Raw genomic sequence first — 17,698 nt, 5'->3', positions numbered from 1 at the left:
ATATTATTATGAGAAATGACTGCAAAAATAGAACACCGCTATAACTGCAATGTTAAAGTTGCACCTTAATTACACTCAATTGTTTTAAATGTGCAGCATCGCTGTAGTTAAACTGATATACGCCATCTTCTCCTGTAACGATTAAAGATTTAGGTCCGGCAATAACATCAAAACTTTTAATATTGCTTAAATGCTGCAACATGTTGTCGCCTATTTTGGTTTTATTAGCAATATTGAAGCTCTTTATTCCATAATTGCCTTCGCAGAGAAATAAATGATCACCACTAGTACTTAGGCCATGTGGGTTTTGCATGGGGTAAACCGCAAGCTGTTTCGGCTTGGTTGGATCTTCTATATCTACAATTTCCAATTGATTGCTTGCCTGCCTGCACATATTGCCTGTACGTAAAGTAACATAAGCATACTTCCCTTGTACAACTACGGGGTCGCAGGCAAAAATATGGCTATAAGTAGATAGTTGTACAGGATTGGCCGGATCGGTAGCACTAAAAATATGCATGCCTCTATTGGTACCTATAAATAATTTGCTTTCGTAAGGAAAGATGGTTTCGACACCCCAACCTAAATTAATGGCTTTCAGAAAAGTTGGGTTTGATGCGGTTTTAACATCGAACAGACTTAGGTTATTTACACCAACTGTATATAAATAGTCATTCATTAAAGTAAATCTGGCCATCGAGCCACCTTGTCCCGAAGAAGAGTTGCCGCTGTAAGCGAGATCGTTAATTACCCCTTTGTAAGTTTGTTTCTTTACCAGGGTATCTTTATAGATGTAAAGATACTTTTGAGCGCCTGGCAAATAAAACTGATTGAAAACATCAGTTACTCTCTTAACTTGTTTGATGCTGCTCATGTTTGAGATATCAAAAGCCAGTAAATCAATAAAATTGTCGGCGTAAAGGATATTGTTGTGGATCGCTAAATCTACGTTTCCTGGAATTTGTAGAAAACCCACGTTTACGGGAGCACTCGGATTAACATTATTATAAATATGAATGCCTTCATTGGGTTCGTTAATGAAGAGATAATCGTTGTAAATGTAAATTTTTCCGGTTTTTTTTGCTTGAACAGCTTTAGTCATCCCTACCGGCAAAGCTCTCATCTGTTCAACAGAAATCATTTTTACGATCTGTATTATTTCATACTCATCTTTTTTACAATTCGTAAATACTGCAAAAACAAGTAGGAAGAGTACTGCGTTAATTAGATTTTTTTTCATAATTCGAGGGTTTTATTATAGAAACGTATGCCAGATGTAAAATGCTACAAGATAGATTGTTAATTGTTAGATTTTGTTTAGATAACTAAAATTAGCAATCCTTTTGAAAAGAACGTTAATTAAAAATATTTAACGGAGAAACAATCCAGTCTATCTGAAAAACAAAAGAGGCTATCCAAGTAAATTGAATAGCCTCTTTGTATTTTTGATTGTAGAAATCGCCTTTATCCTTCCGAAAACTCAAACGTTTCCATAAATTTCGTAGTGAAATTTCCTGCTCTAAAGTTTGGATCTTTCATTAACTGAAGATGGAAGGGAATGGTTGTTTTCACACCTTCAATTACAAATTCACCTAATGCACGTTCCATGGTACAAATTGCCTCTTCGCGTGTTTGCGCAACGCAGATTAATTTAGCAATCATCGAATCGTAGTTAGAAGGAATTGAATAGCCAGCATAAACGTGTGTATCAACACGAACACCATGACCACCTGGTGAGTGGAAATTGGTAATTCTTCCAGGTGAAGGGCGGAAGTTGTTTGCTGGATCTTCGGCGTTGATACGGCATTCGATTGCGTGCATATCTGGGAAGTAGTTTTTACCCGAAATTGGAATTCCAGCGGCAACTTTAATCTGTTCTTTAATTAAATCGAAGTTGATTACCTCTTCAGTAACCGGATGCTCTACCTGAATACGCGTATTCATCTCCATAAAATAGAAGTTACGGTGTTTATCAACCAAAAATTCGATAGTACCTGCACCTTCATAATTTACAGCCATTGCACCTTTAATAGCTGCCTCACCCATTCTTACACGCAATTCATCAGTCATAAATGGAGAAGGAGATTCCTCTACCAATTTCTGGTGACGGCGTTGAATTGAACAATCGCGCTCTGATAAGTGACAGGCTTTGCCAAACTGATCTCCAATAATCTGGATTTCGATGTGACGTGGATCTTCGATGTATTTCTCTAAATATAAACCATCGTTACCAAAGGCTGCACCAGATTCCTGACGGGCACTATCCCATGCATTTTCAAAATCTTCGTCTTTCCAAACCACACGCATACCACGGCCACCACCACCGGCAGTTGCTTTTAGAATTACAGGGTAGCCCATTTCGTTTGCGATCCCAATACCTTCTTTAACGCTGCTAAGCAAACCTTCTGATCCTGGGATTGTTGGTACACCTGCAATTTTCATGGTTTCTTTTGCAGAGGCTTTATCACCCATGCCGTTAATCTGCTCTGGAGTTGCACCAATAAATTTGATGTTATACTCGCGGCAGATGTTAGAAAATTTAGCATTTTCTGATAAGAAACCATAACCTGGGTGTATGGCATCGGCATTAGTTAATTCTGCAGCTGAGATAATATTTGGAATATTTAAATAAGAATCTTTACTAGGCGGGGGGCCAATACAAACAGCCTCATCAGCAAAACGTACGTGTAAACTTTCGCGATCTGCGGTAGAGTAAACAGCAACCGTTTTGATGCCCATTTCCTTACAGGTACGGATAATACGCAAAGCGATTTCACCCCTGTTGGCAATTAGTATTTTTTTAAACATAATTTTTTAATTGATGATTACACCGATGATGTGATTACACAGATTATCCGCGAACTACAAGCCGATATATTCAAATTTTAAATTAAATGCCATGGTTCGTGTCGCCACGAACCATTTATATTTTATTCAGTTTGTTAAAATACAATACTGAAGATAACAATTTACTATTTTCGGTTCGTGAAGACACGAAACCGAGGAGTAAATGTGGTGTATTTTACTAAATAGGTTCTACTAAAAATAACGGTTGGTCGTATTCTACTGGTGATGCATTATCAACCAAAATTTTAACGATACGGCCAGAAACTTCACTTTCAATCTCGTTGAAAAGTTTCATTGCCTCGATTATACAAACTACTTTACCTGTGCTAATTTCATCACCAACATTAACAAACATTGGTTTGTCTGGACTAGCTGAACGGTAGAATGTACCAATCATTGGCGATTTTACGGTAATGTACTTTGAGGTGTCTTCTGCAGCTGGTACAGCAGGTGTTGCTGCATTTGGAGCAGTAGGAGCTGTGGCAACAGGGGCAGCAGCCTGTACAAGCGGAGCCTGTGGTACGGTAGCATGCACAACTGTTGGTGCTTGGTTTGTTTTGATCGTGATTTTGAAGTTTTCTTGCTCAATTGCAACTTCATTTACTCCAGAACGAGAAACAAATTTAATCAGTTCCTGTATTTGTTTGATATCCATTTTTTAGGCTAGTTATGTAAAAAATAGTGTTTATTGAATTAACTAAGTTATACTTTTTTTGTTTTATTTTTTTTATGCAGTATACGACTTCTGACTCCCGACTAAAGACTTCCGACTAATTTGAATCGTAAGCCCATTTAAGGTAAATCGAACCCCAGGTGAAACCACCACCGAATGCAGCTAAAACGATGTTATCGCCTTTTTTTAATCTGCTTTCCCATTCCCATAAACATAAAGGAATAGTTCCGTTGGTTGTGTTTCCGTAACGCTCGATGTTGATCATTACCTTATCGGTTGTAACGCCCATACGGTTTGCAGTGGCATCGATAATACGTTTGTTGGCTTGGTGAGGCACTAACCATGCAACATCATCGGCAGTTAAGCCGTTACGTTCCATAATTTCAGCAGCAACATCGGCCATATTAGTTACCGCAAATTTAAATACTGTTGGGCCTTCCTGGTGTGCAAAATGTAATCTTGCATCAACAGTTTCGTGGGTTGCCGGCATCACCGAACCACCCGCTTTCATCCCTAAGAAATTTCTTCCTGCACCATCAGTTCTTAAAATAGAATCTTGAATGCCCAAGCCTTCTTCGTTTGGCTCTAATAAAGCACAACCACAACCATCACCAAAAATGATACAGGTTGTACGGTCTTCATAATTGATAATTGACGACATTTTATCGCCACCAACCACTAAAACTTTTTTGTGTCTCCCCGATTCGATAAATGAAGCACCGGTAGCAAGCCCGAAAATAAAGCCAGAACAAGCTGCCTGTAGATCGTAGCCCCATGCATTTGTAGCGCCGATTTTATCAGCTAAAACGTTTGCTGTTGCAGGGAAAGTAAAATCAGGAGTAGTGGTGCAAAAGATAATCAGTTCAATTTCTTTTGCATCAATTCCTCTCTTTTTAAGTAGACCGTTTACCGCATGAACAGCCAAATCGGAAGTGCCTAAACCTTCTCCCTTTAAAATTCTACGTTCTTTAATTCCCGTTCTGCTGGTAATCCATTCATCCGAAGTATCAACCATGGTTTCTAACTCTGCATTTGTAAGCACATAGTCGGGAACGTAACCATTTACTGCCGTAATAGCAGCGTGAATTTTACTCATTTTAAGAATTTTAATAAATTATTTAAATGCAATTCTAATTTTTTCTACCAATCCAGTGGTAATCATTTCTCTTGATTGTAGAACCATATTTTTAACAGCTAACGGACTAGAAATTCCATGTCCGATAACAACGGGAGCATTAACACCTAAAACCGGACTTCCACCATATTGTTCATAATTAAAACGATCGAAGAACTCATCTTTAAGTCCCTTTTTGATGGTCAGTACATAAAAAGATTCTGCTAATTTTAGCATTATATTTCCGGTAAAACCATCACATACAATTACATCAGCTTTATCGTTAAATAAATCTCTTCCTTCCACATTCCCAACAAAGTTGAATAGGTTGGTTTCTTTCATTAACGGGAAAGTAGCCATGCTTAACATATTTCCTTTCTCATCTTCTTCACCGATATTAATGAGGGCAACTTTCGGATCGTTTATCTGCAAAAGATTTTCTGCATATAAGCTGCCTAAAACGCCAAATTGTAATAAAATATCGGGTTTGCAGTCTGCATTTGCACCTACATCTAACAGTAAGCCTGTGCCGCCTTTAATTTTCGGAAGAATTGTACATAAACATGGGCGGATAATGCCCGGAATGGTTTTAACGCTAAAAACTGCGCCAACCAACATGGCTCCAGAGTTACCAGCACTTGCGAAAGAATCGATTTTGCCTTCTTTTAAAAGGTTAAAACCAACTGCTATGCTCGAATTTGGTTTCTGAACGATTGCTTTGGTGGGATGTTCGCCCATACCAATTACTTCATCAGTATGAACGTATTCAAAATGATCTGGATTAAAACCTTCTTCTGCAAGAATGGGTTTAATCTGTTCGGTATCGCCAATAAGAACTAAATGCTCTCCAGCGTTAAGCGATTGATGAGCAGCTATTGCTCCCAAAACAATTGCTTTGGGAGCATAGTCTCCGCCCATTATGTCGAGGCCTATTTTCATAGAAAAAATCTGTTTGTGTTAAGTCAGGTGTAATCCTGAATTTTTCAGTTGACTAAGGTATGACTAAAGCCGCTGAAAACACAAACAATTTTTTAAGAAAATTACCCAATCTGAGTATTTTCGATAACCAGTTTGCCGTTGTAGTATAAGTTACCATCAACGTTGTAAGCACGGTGAGGTACGTGAATAGCACCTGTTGCCGAGCATGTTGCTAAAGAAGGAGTAACAGCTTTATAGTGTGTTCTTCTTTTATTTTTTCTCTGTTTCGAGATTTTCCGTTTTGGATGTGCCATTGGTGTATAATCTAATTATTTTTTTAACTTATTAAGGGCTTCCCAACGTGGGTCGCTTGTTTGTTCATTTTCTTCAGCCTGCTTCTGGATGGATAATTGATTTAAACGATCAATCATTTCCTGATCACAATCTTTACCTGCCTGCTCGCAGTTTTTGATATAAGGTACCGCTACGTTAATCATTTCGTATAAAGGACCCGATATATCAATCTCGGTATCTTTACGGCTTAGCGAGATAATTTCTTCATCATCGCTTTCCATTTCGGCCTCTGCAAATTTTACGATCTGTCTTTCGTAAAGATTTACCGGTAATGAAAACTCAGATAAACATTTATCGCAATCTAAATTAACTGTACCAATAACTTTGAATTTTAGAAGCATCATGGTCTCTTGTTTCTCAAGTTCCAGGTCTACTTTTAAATTCCCACTTTTAATTAACGAATATTCAAATGCATTAAAAAAGGCGTCATCAAGCTCATAATCAAACTGATGGGTTCCCAATTTTAATCCGGTAAACGGTAATGAAAATTGTTTTAGTGGGTTCAAAGTACTGTAAAATTTTAGCCTGCAAATGTAGGGATAAAATAATTAGATTAAAAATGTTTTTTAAAAATTGTTGATGTTAACTCAGCAGGTTTTCAGATTGTTTGCTAAAATACAGTGAGCTCTCGGAGATTTTTGAAACTTTTTTAAGATTTAATTAAAAATATGAAGGATTCTTTTTTGGAAATGTAGGGTTCTGTACATTTTGGTTGTAACAGTCCTGCTATCGCTTCAAGTCCTCTCCCGATGAAAAATCGGGATGTGGGCTTTACGCTTTATCAGGTTTATTTAACACAAGACTGAAGTTCTTGGGCTTAAAGACTCAATCCAATATAGACCTCGCAGGTTTTAAAAACCTGCGAGGTCTATAAGTTTATGGTATCTTTATTAGGTGCATCTGCGTTAGGGATTGAAAGGGTTTAGTGCCGATTTTCATCGGTACCGGAGCGAAGCGCAGCCCTGAAAAGCCCGGCCCTTGCGCAGCTTGGGTAACGCCCAAATTAATCTAAATTAGCAGTTTGCAATTTTTACATCTCCAAAACCTTTTGCCTGTAAGGTAACTAGTTAGCCAGTACCATTTCCTTATTGTTTCTGCTCCATTCGCTCCACGAGCCTACATAAAGCTTAGGGATAGGTAAACCTGCATAATCCATCGCCAGAAGCGTATGGCAAGCGGTAATGCCCGAGCCACAGTGCACAATTACGTTTTCGGGTTTAACGTGTGCCAAAGCTTCAGTATATTTTTCTTTCAATATTTCGGGGGCCAGGAAAGCACCTGCAGCATCTAAATTCTCGGTATAGGGAATATTTGCCGCACCTGGGATATGCCCTGCAATTAAATCAATAGGTTCGGTGAGGCCTGCAAATCGGTTTGCATCACGTACATCAATCACAATGTAATCGTCGGTTTTGGACACTCTTTCTACCTCGTTGATATCAGATAAGGGTAAGTTCCATGCTTTGATGTCGTATGGAGCAACAGACTTTGGAATCTCCAATTTATCTGTAGTTGGAAACCCCGCTTTAACAGCTGCTTGAAAACCACCATCTATAACCTGTACTTTTTCATGGCCGATAGCCTTTAGCATCCACCAAAGCCTCGCTGCAGCATTGCCACCATTTTTATCATCGTAAACAATTACATGGCTATTTTTTGTGATACCGAATTTCTGTAAAACGGTCGAAAATTGCTCGAAAGTAGGCAAAGGATGTCTCCCACCTACTGCAAAATCTACAATATTGGCTAAATCCTGGTTTACATCTGCGAAAAGTGCATCTGCTAAATGCTGCTCATCATACCTGGCTTTTGAGCCAGCGCTCGCATCGATAATTACAATTTCATCGTCTTGATTTAACCAAGTTAATTCTGCTGGTTTTATAATTGGGGAGATATTGATACTCATTTTGTAATTGTATTTATTTAGAATTATCAATTAATAATTTGTTGTCAAGCACTACAGGGTAATCATACTAGAAAGTTTTACAATATAAGAGATTTTGGAAATCCAGCCTAATGTGTTATTTTTTTGATCAGTGCCCACAATCCCAATACTGGCCCTACCGCCAAAACCATATAAAGATATTGAACATTTAGCTGTTTTGATAATAGGTTAACCACCTGGATACTAATGATGGTGATGGCAAAACCGATACAGTTTACCAGCGTTAATGAAGTTCCCCGAAGGCTTTCTGGTGCATTTTTGGCAATCAATGAAGAAAACAAGGGTGAATCTGCTGTGCCGGATAGCCCCCAGCAAAATAAAAATATAAGAAAAGCATAAACTGAGCCACTGAACAGAAAAATAGGGGAGAGCAGACAGCATAATCCGGAGATTGCCAGTGCAATAGTGGCAATCCGTTTTGCTCCAAATTTTTGTGAGAGCAAACCGCCGATCATACAAGATAATCCGCCCGATGCAATAACCAAAAATGAAAATAGCGGAATATTTAATACTGTAGTTGGGTGTTTAGTATTAAAAAGCATTAACATCCCAGGAAGAAAGGCCCAAAATGTATAAAGTTCCCACATATGCCCGAAATAACCGAAAGCTGCAGATCGAAAACCTGGATTTTTAAAACCGCTTAAGCAGGAGCTAAAATTGAATTTTTGTCCAGCGGTTCTAAATGGACCATTGGGCACAAACAATATGATCCCAAAAGCACCAGTAACAGATAAAGCAGATGTAGCAAAGATTACATATTGCCAGGCAAAATTTGCTGTAAATGTTTTTAATAAATGGGGAAAGGCAGTACCAAAAACCAAAGCACCAACTAAAAAACCTAACGATTTTCCTAATCCATCTTTAAAATAATCGGAAGCTATTTTCATACCAACGGGGTAAATCCCAGCCAACATAAAGCCAGTTAAAAAGCGAAAGAGCAACAATAGGCGAACATCGGGTAATTCCAGGCAGATGCCCAGATTAAACAATGCAGCTGCAATTCCACATATAAAGAATACTTTCGATGGTGAAAAAATATCGGAGATGGCAAAAAAGGCAAACACTAAGGTTCCGCTAATAAAACCAAACTGCACCATGCTGGTGAGGTTGGCCAAGAGGTTTGTTTCCGTTGAGAAGCTTTTAACAATATCAGGTAATACCGCATTGCCTGCAAACCACAATGAAGTACAGAGAAACTGCGCAATAACAATTGTGGGTAGGATGTAATTGAGTTTTTTAGTGCCGCTCATTTTGAATTTGATGCACAATTTTAACTAAAATAAACCTGATAGGAGTGGAAATACTTTTTGTTAAACCCATAAGGTTTTCAAAACCTTATGGGTTTGAAAAAGATTGAAACGCATAGCAGGACTTTCGGAACCGATGAAACACAGCAATTGCTTTACAATAAATAATGAACCACTTTAGTTTTTAAAAAGTCCGAGGTCAGATGTCCGAAATTCAGAGGCTAAGCTTTTTAGTTCCTCCCGTTTATCCCTCTTTGGTCTTTCAGCTTTAGTCTTTTAACCTTCCTAATTAAGAAGCATCATCCTTGATGTCGAACTGTGTTTCTACAACCTTGCCTCCTGAACGTAATTGGTTTGCTAACATTTCCTCTTGCTCCCTACGGTTTTTCACAATGTGGATAGCAGAAAATAAAGCCTCAGTAAATGAAGTAGAATCTGCTAAATCTTTACCTGCAATATCGTAACCTGTTCCATGATCGGGAGAAGTACGAACGAAGTTTAAACCTGCTGTATAATTTACGCCATTATGAAAAGCTAAAGTTTTAAAAGGAATTAAACCCTGATCATGATACATCGCTAAAACCGCATCGAACTGTTTATAGCTGCCGTTGCCGAAAAAACCATCGGCGGAGTATGGACCAAAACAAACGATACCTTTATCGTAGGCTTCCTGAATGGCTGGGGTAATAATTTCAGCTTCTTCAGCACCCAATAAACCATTGTCGCTGGCGTGTGGATTTAAACCCAGCACAGCAATTTTCGGTTTTTCGATCCAGAAGTCTTTTTTTAAACTCTCGTTAATCAGTTTTAATTTATTTACAATTTTATCTTTTGTAATTGCTGTTGGAACATCTTTCACCGGAATGTGGCCAGTAACTACACCCACGCGTAAATTTTCGCTGATCAGGAACATCAGCACATCTTTACTTCCACTTTTTTCCTGCAGGTATTCGGTATGGCCCGGAAAAGCAAAAGTTTCTGATTGAATGTTATGTTTATTGATTGGAGCAGTAACCAGGGCATCGATATCGCCGTTTACCAGATCGGCTGTTGCACGCTCTAGCGATAAAAGGGCATATTTCCCCCCTGTTGCAGTAACCTGACCCAATTCGATTTTTACATCTTCTTCCCAGCAATTAATCATGTTTGCCTTTTTTGGCTGAGCCTGGTTGGCATGGCTAACTACATTAAAACTGAAATCGCCCAGGTTATTCGCTTTTCTATGAAAAGATGAAACCTTGGTGTGGCCATAAACAATTGGAATGCAATAATTTAAAATAGCAGGATTGGATAATGTTTTAATGATTACCTCTAAACCTATGCCGTTTACGTCGCCTATACTGATGCCAATTTTAAGTTTATCGCTCATAATTACTGGAAAATTTTAGCGCAAATTACTGATTTTCGTTTAAAGACTTTAAAAAAAATGAAACCGCAATGAACCGAGATTGATTCGCAAAGGAATAATAAGCCTATCTTTGCTAACAATTTTAATTTAAAAGTCTCGATTCATCGGGATTAAGGGGTATGAGTTTAGTAAAAGCGAAAAAACATTTAGGTCAACATTTTTTAACCGATAAAGGCATTGCTAACCGCATTGTAGAGGCATTGGTAAATACCGATAAATACAATCAGGTTTTAGAGGTAGGACCGGGGATGGGAATCCTATCTGATTTTTTGCTGCAACGTAAAGATCTGGAAACTTATCTGATCGATATCGATACCGAATCTTTTCATTTTTTGAATGAAAAATACCCACAACTTGGCGATCGATTGATTAATGGCGATTTTCTGAAGCTCGATTTTGATGCTATTTTTCCAGGTCAGTTTGCTATTATAGGTAACTTTCCATACAATATCTCTTCTCAGATTTTATTTAAAATTTTAGATAACCGCAACAAAGTTGTAGAGATGGTGGGCATGTTTCAGAAAGAGGTTGCCCAACGTTGTGCTTCACCTGCTGGAAGTAAGGATTATGGGATTCTGAGTGTATTTCTTCAGGCTTATTATAAAATTGAATATCTATTTACCGTTAAACCAGGCACTTTTAATCCACCGCCAAAGGTGCATTCGGCAGTGATCCGTTTAACCCGAAACGAAGTGGAGAATTTAGATTGCGATGAAAAATTATTCTGGCGGGTGGTTAAGGCAGGTTTTAATCAGCGGAGAAAAACTTTGCGTAATGCTGTTTCTGCGGTGATGCCTAAAGATAAAATGGACGACCATATTTATTTTGAAAAACGTGCCGAGCAGTTAACCGTTGCAGATTTTGTGGCATTAACGCAGCATGTGAGTAAGTTGATGGAAGTTTAGTGATGGAATCGTCATCCTGATCCGATAACTATCGGATTTATTTCAGGATCTTCTTTTAAAGCGCAAATTTTGAAATATGAAAAGCAAGTTTCTGCTCATTTCGGCTGCTGCAGTCCCGCTTTTCATTCCTCCCGATGAAAAATCGGGATACATTTCAATCGGGTTTAAATAACTCAAAATACTGCAATTGTTAGGACGGGTAATTGTAAAAAAAACACCACTCTGTTGTCGCTGTAAAATCTGAAGAATCCCAAAATCTGTGCTATCAATCGCTTGCGTTTTCTTGCAAATCCGTGATTATTTTTATTGAATTTCTCCTTTCCTTTGCCACATAATTTTTAAACATCATGGTTAATTACAGCGAAATTTTCAGTGAGCAAGGAATGGATTATCAAACCTACCGTGCTTTGGTTGATCAACTTCTGTTAGAGGGAAAGGCTACCGGTGAAGTAACTTACGATTTGCACTATACTAAAATGAATGTGCAAAGGATGAGTCGCGTGGATAAGACGATCAGTTTAAATGATGAGTTGACTTCAACCATTGATCATCTTAAAGAAAATTATAAATTTTTAGTGATTACCGAAGGTTGGTGTGGCGATGCCGCTCAGATTGTTCCGGTGTTCAATAAAATTGCGACTGCATCATTAGGTAAAATTGATTTGAAGTTTGTTTTACGTGATAAAAATCTTCCATTAATTGATGCACATTTAACCCATGGGGGAAGGGCTATTCCGGTTTTAATTGTGTTAAATGAATCAGCAAACCAAGTTTTAGGAACCTGGGGCCCAAGACCACAAATTTTGCAGGAGCTTTTAAAAGAGTGGAAAAAAGAAACTATTGAAATGCCGATTTTGGCAGAAAAACTTCACGGCTGGTATGCTAAAGATAAAACGCAGACTACACAGGCCGGGTTAAATGAGCTTTTGAAGGGGTTAGAGGGGTAATGCCCGGGGTTGTGTCTTCGCAGGTCGTCATCCTGAATTTATTTCAGGATCTTAACAACTGGATAGATGCTGAAATAAATTCAGCAGGACGGCCAAGCAAAAAAATAACCTTAAATTTAATCAACCGAAACCGTTAGCCCCTCTTGCTGTAAAATTTTGCGATAAACTTCCATTTCGGTAAATGAGCCTTCTAAAACAGGACATTTGCCATCGTTATGCACTTTCCAGGCAATTTTTTCGGCCTGCGATTCGTTGTAGTCTAAGTATTTCATCATACAGTAAATCACGTGATCGAAAGTATTGATATCATCATTCCACAAAATAAGGCGATGTACGGTTTTTAGGGAAGTTAAAATTTCTTCGAGCGTAAAGGTCTCTTCTTTGGTTTCTGTAGACATGGTGCAAAAATAACTATTTTTATGGAAGATGTAATATGTTAAATGGAGGATGGTTGTGATTATTTTGGACTGTAAAAGAAGATATTTTAGCCTTTGCATTACATTTTCCATCTTACCTCATACATCTTACATCCCTTTTAATACATTTGTTAACCAAATAATATACGAGTATGCACCAGTCTAAAATTGCCGGAATAGGTTACTACGTTCCGGAAAATATATATACCAACGATGATTTAAGTCGCTTTATGGATACCAATGATGCATGGATCCAGGAACGTACAGGTATTAAAGAGCGCCGTTTTGCCGATCGTAATGAGGAGACTACCACTACAATGGGTATTGAGGCAGCCAAAATTGCGATCGAAAGGGCCGGGATTACCGCAAAGGATGTCGATTTTATCGTTTTTGCTACGCTCAGTCCTGATTACTATTTTCCGGGTTGCGGTGTATTGTTGCAACGCGAAATGGGCATGGGCGAGATCGGAGCTTTGGACATAAGGAACCAATGTTCTGGCTTTGTTTATGCGCTGTCGGTGGCCGATCAGTTTGTAAAAACTGGCATGTATAAAAATGTGCTGGTGGTGGGCAGCGAGAAACATTCTTTTGCGATGGATTTCGAAACCCGTAGCCGTAATGTATCGGTAATTTTTGGTGATGGGGCAGGAGCTGTTGTGCTGCAGCCGACAGATGAACCAGGGAAAGGGATTTTAAGTACACATTTGCATAGCGATGGTGCCGATGCCGAAATTCTGGCCATGTATTATCCAGGTTCCCATGCCAATAAATGGTTAAAAGATAAACCAGCCTATCCTGAACAGGAATTAGGTGGGTTATTTATGACACAGGAAATTTTAGATAGTGGTGCCGCTTTGCCTTATATGGACGGACCATCGGTTTTCAAAAAAGCAGTGGTAAAATTTCCTGAGGTAATTAAAGAGGCCTTGGCGGCAAATAATTTAACGGAGAAAGATATAGATATGTTGGTGCCACACCAGGCAAATTTACGTATCAGTCAGTACGTGCAACAGTTGTTGGGCTTAAACGACGATCAGGTTTTTAATAATATCCAAAAATATGGTAATACCACAGCGGCTTCTGTTCCGATAGCTTTATGTGAAGCTTGGGAAGCGGGCAAAATTAAAGATGGCGATCTGGTTTGCCTTGCCGCATTTGGGTCGGGCTTTACCTGGGCCAGTGCGCTGATTAGGTGGTAGGGTTTAGGGTTTAGGGTTTAGGGTTTAGGGTTTAGGGTTTAGTTAAAATGCCAAGCAAGTTAATGTAAAATAAGACTGTTTTCTCATTAATATAGATTCGTCATTTCGAGCGGAGTGCAACGAAGTCGAGAAACTTAAAAACTTTTGCCAAAACTCAAAGGCTTTATGTTTTTTACCATTAAGGAGTTAAGGACATTAAGGTTTTGTCGCATGATTCTTAACTACCTTAACTTCTTAATGGTCAAACGTGACTATTGCGTTTTTGGCTTAATAAAATCTCCCAGGTAACTACACTCACCCGCTGCAACAGTATAAAAAGGCGTTTTGGCATAATTGAACCTTAATTCTTTAAGATATGGGTTATTGTAATTTGCCTTAATAAAGTTTCTCCATTTTACATCTTTTTTATCGTAATAATAAAATGATAGCGGGCTGGCATTCATGATAATCTGCTTTTGCATGCATTTAGCCAACATAAAAGTACATTTTGCTTTAAAATCGGCATTGGTACTTAATGCCCTGGCTTTTAAATACCAGGCTTTTGCCGTTTGTGCCTTTTTATAATCGCCATCATATACATATTTTGTAGGGTTGCTGTTGTCGTACGATGACCAGTCGTAACTGATTAAAAACCAGCTATTGCCGTAATAACCGGTTTGATACACCGCATTAGCCATTTTATAATAATAAAGCGCTGCATTCTTTTTATCACTAATGGTTAATTTCTGCAACCGGAGCATTTCTGCTGCAAAAGCCTTTTTGCTAATGGATGCTTTAGCTGTTACATATTTTTTAGGATAATCGTTAATGGTCTCAATAAAAGGATTGGCATAAAGCTTCGAATTGGATTCCTCGCCATACCAGTTCTCTGGATTGAAATATTTATAGTTTGGCGAAACCTTCGTAAACATCTGAACGGCCTTATCGTATTGGTGTGTACGTAAATAAGTAGTGCCATACAATTCATAAAAATCATCATTTTTAAGTTGGTTTAAGGCTGAGGCCAATAAAGCAGTAACATCATTGCCTGTTGCTTTTGTTTTATAAACAGCTAAACCTTGCATACTTTTCGGACTCAAGTTTTTCTGCCAAAAAGCGATACTTTGGTAACTCATATTCTGGAAAAGCGAATTCTCTTTTAACGTTTTGTATTCCAGGTCGCCCTTAACCATTGCTAATGCTGCTTTTGCAGTATCGCCCATATTCAAATAAGCTGGAGCCAATATCTGCTGATAAAAGTTCCTGGTCGTTCTGCTAAAGCGTTTGCTGGCACGGTCGGTATCATAATAATATGGCCCCTTCGGTTGGGCGCTGTTTTCTGCAAAACGTTTTTCGTCAAGCCATTTTAAGGCTGGCAATAAATCGTTCTCATTAAATGGATTTCCTTTTTTGATGTTTTTGGCCTTGATCAATAAATCGGTAATGCGATATTGATCGCGCAATCTTTCCGGTAATTTATCAGGTTTTAAGATGGCAAGGTAATTTGAGGCCAGGAAATCTTTATTCTCCATCCATGATAAATAAGCCGCTGTTAAGGTACCAAGTTCTGGCTGTGGATATTTCTTCTCAGTGGCTAGTTTTACTGCAAAATTCCTGATTTCATTCAGGTGTTTTAAGTTAATGTTTTTTAAACTGTCTTTATATTTAGGATTGCCGTTATCAGAAAAATAATAATTATAACCAATTTTGGCAATGTCGTTCGCCTCAATGAGATCTTGCTCTAACTTATTTACTTCGCGTACCAGCAGGGCGCCGTTGAGCTGGCTTTTTGGTTCGTACTGATAAACTTTATTCAAACTTTCTATACCCGAATCAGCATCACCAAATCCGTTTATTGCCCATATATTTGCTTTCTCGTTATTGGTTTTCGCATATTTTAATGCACCATTAACGGGCGAACTGGTGTAATAATAATTTTTATAAGCCTGCACTCTCCGTTCTGGATTACTCGCAAAAACCTTTGAGAACAAAAATGCAGATTCTTCAGGATTTCCCAACCTGCGGGTAGATCCGGCATAGAGTGCCAATGCCCAGCCCTTAACAGCACTGTTTTGCTTAGTGCTTTTGATATACTTCTCGTAAGTTGATTTACTCTCCGCATGGGAGCCTGCAAAATGGAACATCCGTTCAGCTTGGTAAGCGTAACGAAGTTTAAGAAAATCGTCTTTTTCTGCTTCTGTTAATTTTACAGCTTCTTTTGCTTTTGAACCCATAGCAGTTGTATCGCGGGGTTTAGGGTCCCAAAGACTAAAATCTACGTTGGCCAAGGGTTCGCAGCTTTTGGCAAATTGATAATACTTTAATGATTCTTTACGTTTGCTTAATGCCTGGATAAAACTGTTCTGTTGTAAGCTGTCTGGTAATAGCGAAATGTTGCCATCAAAATTTACCAATTTTACATCAGTTGCACTGTCTGTTTTGTACATTACTTTTAGCACATCATCTTTTTTTATACTGAGGTATTTTGCCCATTCACGGCTGTTGATATCAGGCTCGCTTTCTATGTCAGTTTCACTGTTGAGGTAAACCATCTGGTTGTAGGCAAATGGCGTATATTCATCCCCTTCAATATTGTTGTGAAAATAAGAAATGTAATAATCGTAGGGATCTATCTCGCCACCACAGGCAAGATTTACAGCAATTTCGCCAAAAAAAGTTAGGAGAAATATACTAAAAACTAGCGATAATTTTTTGAACGTCTTCATTGGTAAAATGTTTTAAAAGGTCGGTGTCTAAATGGTAAAAAACAAGGTTTCGTTCTCTAGGGCTTAAATATCGGGATAAAAAATTAGAGGTAGCAAGTAAATCTTTTGGAGATATTTGTTCCCATCTTACTACATCTCCTTGTTTTAGTCCTGCTACAGGATAATCCTTAAGTAGATCATAAAGAATGGAATTTCCCCTTCGCTTAAAAAGATTTTTATCCTCAATCTGAATCTTCCCAATCCGCTTGGAAATACCTGCATATTGTTCATTCCTGAATACCACTGCCCATTCGAAAATGGGTAAGGCAACATCAAGTGGCAAAGGATATTGTCTCAAATAATCTTTTAGATAAAGATCCATTTCGTGCTGATCCAATATCGAATTCTGATCGCCGTATTTACGCAGATTTCCCATGTTGTAGCACATTAAAATGCCTTTCTCAACAGGCGGAATCCCGCTCGACACAATGTTTTTGATTTGATGCAAACGCAAAGTCACCGAAATGGTTTTGCCCTTTAAAAGTGGGTTGGTGCTTAATTGCTCTAAAAATTTAAAATACCTGTTTCTTGTGCCTTTGGTCCAATCACAATCAATCTGTAATTCTGCATAATTTCGCTTCCCGGCCTGTTTTACCTTTGCGGCTACAAATTTGGCAATGCGATTGGCCATAACCGCCGTTTGCATGGTGTCAATGTTGTTAAAAACCTGGTTAACGATAAACACAACTGGGATAATATCAACTTGCTTCGGTAGTGGATCTGAAAATTTAATGGGTGAAACAGGTACGGGCAGTTGCAGATCGGGATTAAAATCTACATCCATAATCCGCACGTACAAAGATTTAGATTTAAATTGATCGAGATAATCGGCTTCTGCTTTTTTGTTTTTATAATCTGTTTTCCAATAATAAAAAGTGGGATGAACAATTGATTTTTGCTTACAACCCAAGAAGAAAAATACAGAAACCACTAAAATACTTATCTTGCGCATATCAATTTTATTGGGTAAAAGTAGTATAA

At 38.3% G+C, this 17,698-nt stretch carries 16 protein-coding genes; 3 read left to right on the top strand and 13 right to left on the bottom strand.

What is annotated here, in order from left to right; all coding sequences use genetic code 11:
* Nucleotides 1–52 precede the first annotated feature (52 nt).
* The 10 genes from EZ456_RS09440 to pdxA form a co-directional block, all read right to left on the bottom strand.
* Nucleotides 53–1,240: an LVIVD repeat-containing protein gene (locus tag EZ456_RS09440; protein ID WP_131529507.1), complete on the bottom strand. Its 1,188-nt coding sequence runs from the start codon at nucleotides 1,238–1,240 to the stop codon at nucleotides 53–55.
* 224 nt (nucleotides 1,241–1,464) lie between these two features.
* The gene (accC, locus tag EZ456_RS09435; protein ID WP_131529505.1) at nucleotides 1,465–2,808 is read right to left on the bottom strand and encodes an acetyl-CoA carboxylase biotin carboxylase subunit; all 1,344 of its coding nucleotides are present in this window, start codon (nucleotides 2,806–2,808) and stop codon (nucleotides 1,465–1,467) included.
* 217 nt (nucleotides 2,809–3,025) lie between these two features.
* Nucleotides 3,026–3,502, bottom strand: a complete 477-nt coding sequence (gene accB, locus EZ456_RS09430) for an acetyl-CoA carboxylase biotin carboxyl carrier protein (RefSeq protein WP_131529503.1) — start codon at nucleotides 3,500–3,502, stop codon at nucleotides 3,026–3,028.
* Nucleotides 3,503–3,617: 115 nt separating this feature from the next.
* Complete coding sequence (locus EZ456_RS09425) at nucleotides 3,618–4,616, bottom strand: beta-ketoacyl-ACP synthase III (RefSeq protein WP_131529501.1); 999 nt, start codon at nucleotides 4,614–4,616, stop codon at nucleotides 3,618–3,620.
* A gap of 18 nt (nucleotides 4,617–4,634) precedes the next feature.
* Nucleotides 4,635–5,573 carry a phosphate acyltransferase PlsX gene (gene plsX, locus EZ456_RS09420; protein ID WP_131529499.1) on the bottom strand — a complete coding sequence of 313 codons (939 nt, stop codon included), beginning with the start codon at nucleotides 5,571–5,573 and terminating at the stop codon, nucleotides 4,635–4,637.
* A gap of 101 nt (nucleotides 5,574–5,674) precedes the next feature.
* Nucleotides 5,675–5,866: a 50S ribosomal protein L32 gene (gene rpmF, locus EZ456_RS09415; protein WP_025143959.1), complete on the bottom strand. Its 192-nt coding sequence runs from the start codon at nucleotides 5,864–5,866 to the stop codon at nucleotides 5,675–5,677.
* Nucleotides 5,867–5,881: 15 nt separating this feature from the next.
* Entirely contained in the window at nucleotides 5,882–6,412 is a 531-nt protein-coding gene (locus tag EZ456_RS09410; RefSeq protein WP_116248800.1) for a YceD family protein, read from the bottom strand.
* Between the two features lie 557 nt (nucleotides 6,413–6,969).
* Nucleotides 6,970–7,812, bottom strand: coding sequence for a sulfurtransferase (locus EZ456_RS09405; RefSeq protein WP_131529497.1), 843 nt, complete (start codon nucleotides 7,810–7,812; stop codon nucleotides 6,970–6,972).
* Between the two features lie 107 nt (nucleotides 7,813–7,919).
* Entirely contained in the window at nucleotides 7,920–9,101 is a 1,182-nt protein-coding gene (locus EZ456_RS09400; protein ID WP_131529495.1) for an MFS transporter, read from the bottom strand.
* 286 nt (nucleotides 9,102–9,387) lie between these two features.
* Complete coding sequence (pdxA, locus tag EZ456_RS09395; RefSeq protein WP_131529493.1) at nucleotides 9,388–10,467, bottom strand: 4-hydroxythreonine-4-phosphate dehydrogenase PdxA; 1,080 nt, start codon at nucleotides 10,465–10,467, stop codon at nucleotides 9,388–9,390.
* A 158-nt stretch (nucleotides 10,468–10,625) separates the two neighbouring features.
* On the opposite strand from pdxA, the gene rsmA reads away from it, so the two are divergent.
* Both rsmA and EZ456_RS09385 read left to right on the top strand, forming a co-directional pair.
* Nucleotides 10,626–11,411: a 16S rRNA (adenine(1518)-N(6)/adenine(1519)-N(6))-dimethyltransferase RsmA gene (rsmA, locus tag EZ456_RS09390; protein ID WP_131529491.1), complete on the top strand. Its 786-nt coding sequence runs from the start codon at nucleotides 10,626–10,628 to the stop codon at nucleotides 11,409–11,411.
* 347 nt (nucleotides 11,412–11,758) lie between these two features.
* Nucleotides 11,759–12,358 (top strand): thioredoxin family protein, encoded by a 600-nt coding sequence (locus tag EZ456_RS09385; protein WP_131529489.1) that lies wholly within the window; start codon nucleotides 11,759–11,761, stop codon nucleotides 12,356–12,358.
* 116 nt (nucleotides 12,359–12,474) lie between these two features.
* Here the strand turns inward: EZ456_RS09385 and EZ456_RS09380 are convergent, their stop codons facing one another.
* Complete coding sequence (locus EZ456_RS09380; protein WP_029274160.1) at nucleotides 12,475–12,756, bottom strand: ATP-dependent Clp protease adaptor ClpS; 282 nt, start codon at nucleotides 12,754–12,756, stop codon at nucleotides 12,475–12,477.
* A gap of 170 nt (nucleotides 12,757–12,926) precedes the next feature.
* Between EZ456_RS09380 and EZ456_RS09375 the strand changes: the two genes are divergently transcribed.
* Nucleotides 12,927–13,973, top strand: coding sequence for a 3-oxoacyl-ACP synthase III family protein (locus EZ456_RS09375; protein ID WP_131529487.1), 1,047 nt, complete (start codon nucleotides 12,927–12,929; stop codon nucleotides 13,971–13,973).
* A 251-nt stretch (nucleotides 13,974–14,224) separates the two neighbouring features.
* Here the strand turns inward: EZ456_RS09375 and EZ456_RS09370 are convergent, their stop codons facing one another.
* Both EZ456_RS09370 and EZ456_RS09365 read right to left on the bottom strand, forming a co-directional pair.
* Complete coding sequence (locus EZ456_RS09370) at nucleotides 14,225–16,678, bottom strand: hypothetical protein (RefSeq protein ID WP_131529485.1); 2,454 nt, start codon at nucleotides 16,676–16,678, stop codon at nucleotides 14,225–14,227.
* Complete coding sequence (locus EZ456_RS09365; RefSeq protein ID WP_131529483.1) at nucleotides 16,644–17,669, bottom strand: hypothetical protein; 1,026 nt, start codon at nucleotides 17,667–17,669, stop codon at nucleotides 16,644–16,646. The genes EZ456_RS09370 and EZ456_RS09365 overlap by 35 nt, the downstream gene beginning before the upstream one ends.
* Nucleotides 17,670–17,698: the final 29 nt, after the last annotated feature.

Origin of the sequence: Pedobacter psychrodurus (genome assembly GCF_004331735.1) — a bacterium.
Classification (GTDB): domain Bacteria; phylum Bacteroidota; class Bacteroidia; order Sphingobacteriales; family Sphingobacteriaceae; genus Pedobacter; species Pedobacter psychrodurus.
Note: the sequence above shows the minus strand (reverse complement) of the source record. Positions and strands in the feature narration are given on the sequence as shown.

Bases quoted from the DNA above. Each gene is read 5' to 3' on its own strand.
- EZ456_RS09440 (WP_131529507.1), bottom strand. From the start codon at position 1,240: ATGAAAAAAAATCTAATTAACGCAGTACTCTTCCTACTTGTTTTTGCA.
- accC (WP_131529505.1), bottom strand. From the start codon at position 2,808: ATGTTTAAAAAAATACTAATTGCCAACAGGGGTGAAATCGCTTTGCGT.
- accB (WP_131529503.1), bottom strand. From the start codon at position 3,502: ATGGATATCAAACAAATACAGGAACTGATTAAATTTGTTTCTCGTTCT.
- EZ456_RS09425 (WP_131529501.1), bottom strand. From the start codon at position 4,616: ATGAGTAAAATTCACGCTGCTATTACGGCAGTAAATGGTTACGTTCCC.
- plsX (WP_131529499.1), bottom strand. From the start codon at position 5,573: ATGAAAATAGGCCTCGACATAATGGGCGGAGACTATGCTCCCAAAGCA.
- rpmF (WP_025143959.1), bottom strand. From the start codon at position 5,866: ATGGCACATCCAAAACGGAAAATCTCGAAACAGAGAAAAAATAAAAGA.
- EZ456_RS09405 (WP_131529497.1), bottom strand. From the start codon at position 7,812: ATGAGTATCAATATCTCCCCAATTATAAAACCAGCAGAATTAACTTGG.
- EZ456_RS09400 (WP_131529495.1), bottom strand. From the start codon at position 9,101: ATGAGCGGCACTAAAAAACTCAATTACATCCTACCCACAATTGTTATT.
- pdxA (WP_131529493.1), bottom strand. From the start codon at position 10,467: ATGAGCGATAAACTTAAAATTGGCATCAGTATAGGCGACGTAAACGGC.
- rsmA (WP_131529491.1), top strand. From the start codon at position 10,626: ATGAGTTTAGTAAAAGCGAAAAAACATTTAGGTCAACATTTTTTAACC.
- EZ456_RS09385 (WP_131529489.1), top strand. From the start codon at position 11,759: ATGGTTAATTACAGCGAAATTTTCAGTGAGCAAGGAATGGATTATCAA.
- EZ456_RS09380 (WP_029274160.1), bottom strand. From the start codon at position 12,756: ATGTCTACAGAAACCAAAGAAGAGACCTTTACGCTCGAAGAAATTTTA.
- EZ456_RS09375 (WP_131529487.1), top strand. From the start codon at position 12,927: ATGCACCAGTCTAAAATTGCCGGAATAGGTTACTACGTTCCGGAAAAT.
- EZ456_RS09370 (WP_131529485.1), bottom strand. From the start codon at position 16,678: ATGAAGACGTTCAAAAAATTATCGCTAGTTTTTAGTATATTTCTCCTA.
- EZ456_RS09365 (WP_131529483.1), bottom strand. From the start codon at position 17,669: ATGCGCAAGATAAGTATTTTAGTGGTTTCTGTATTTTTCTTCTTGGGT.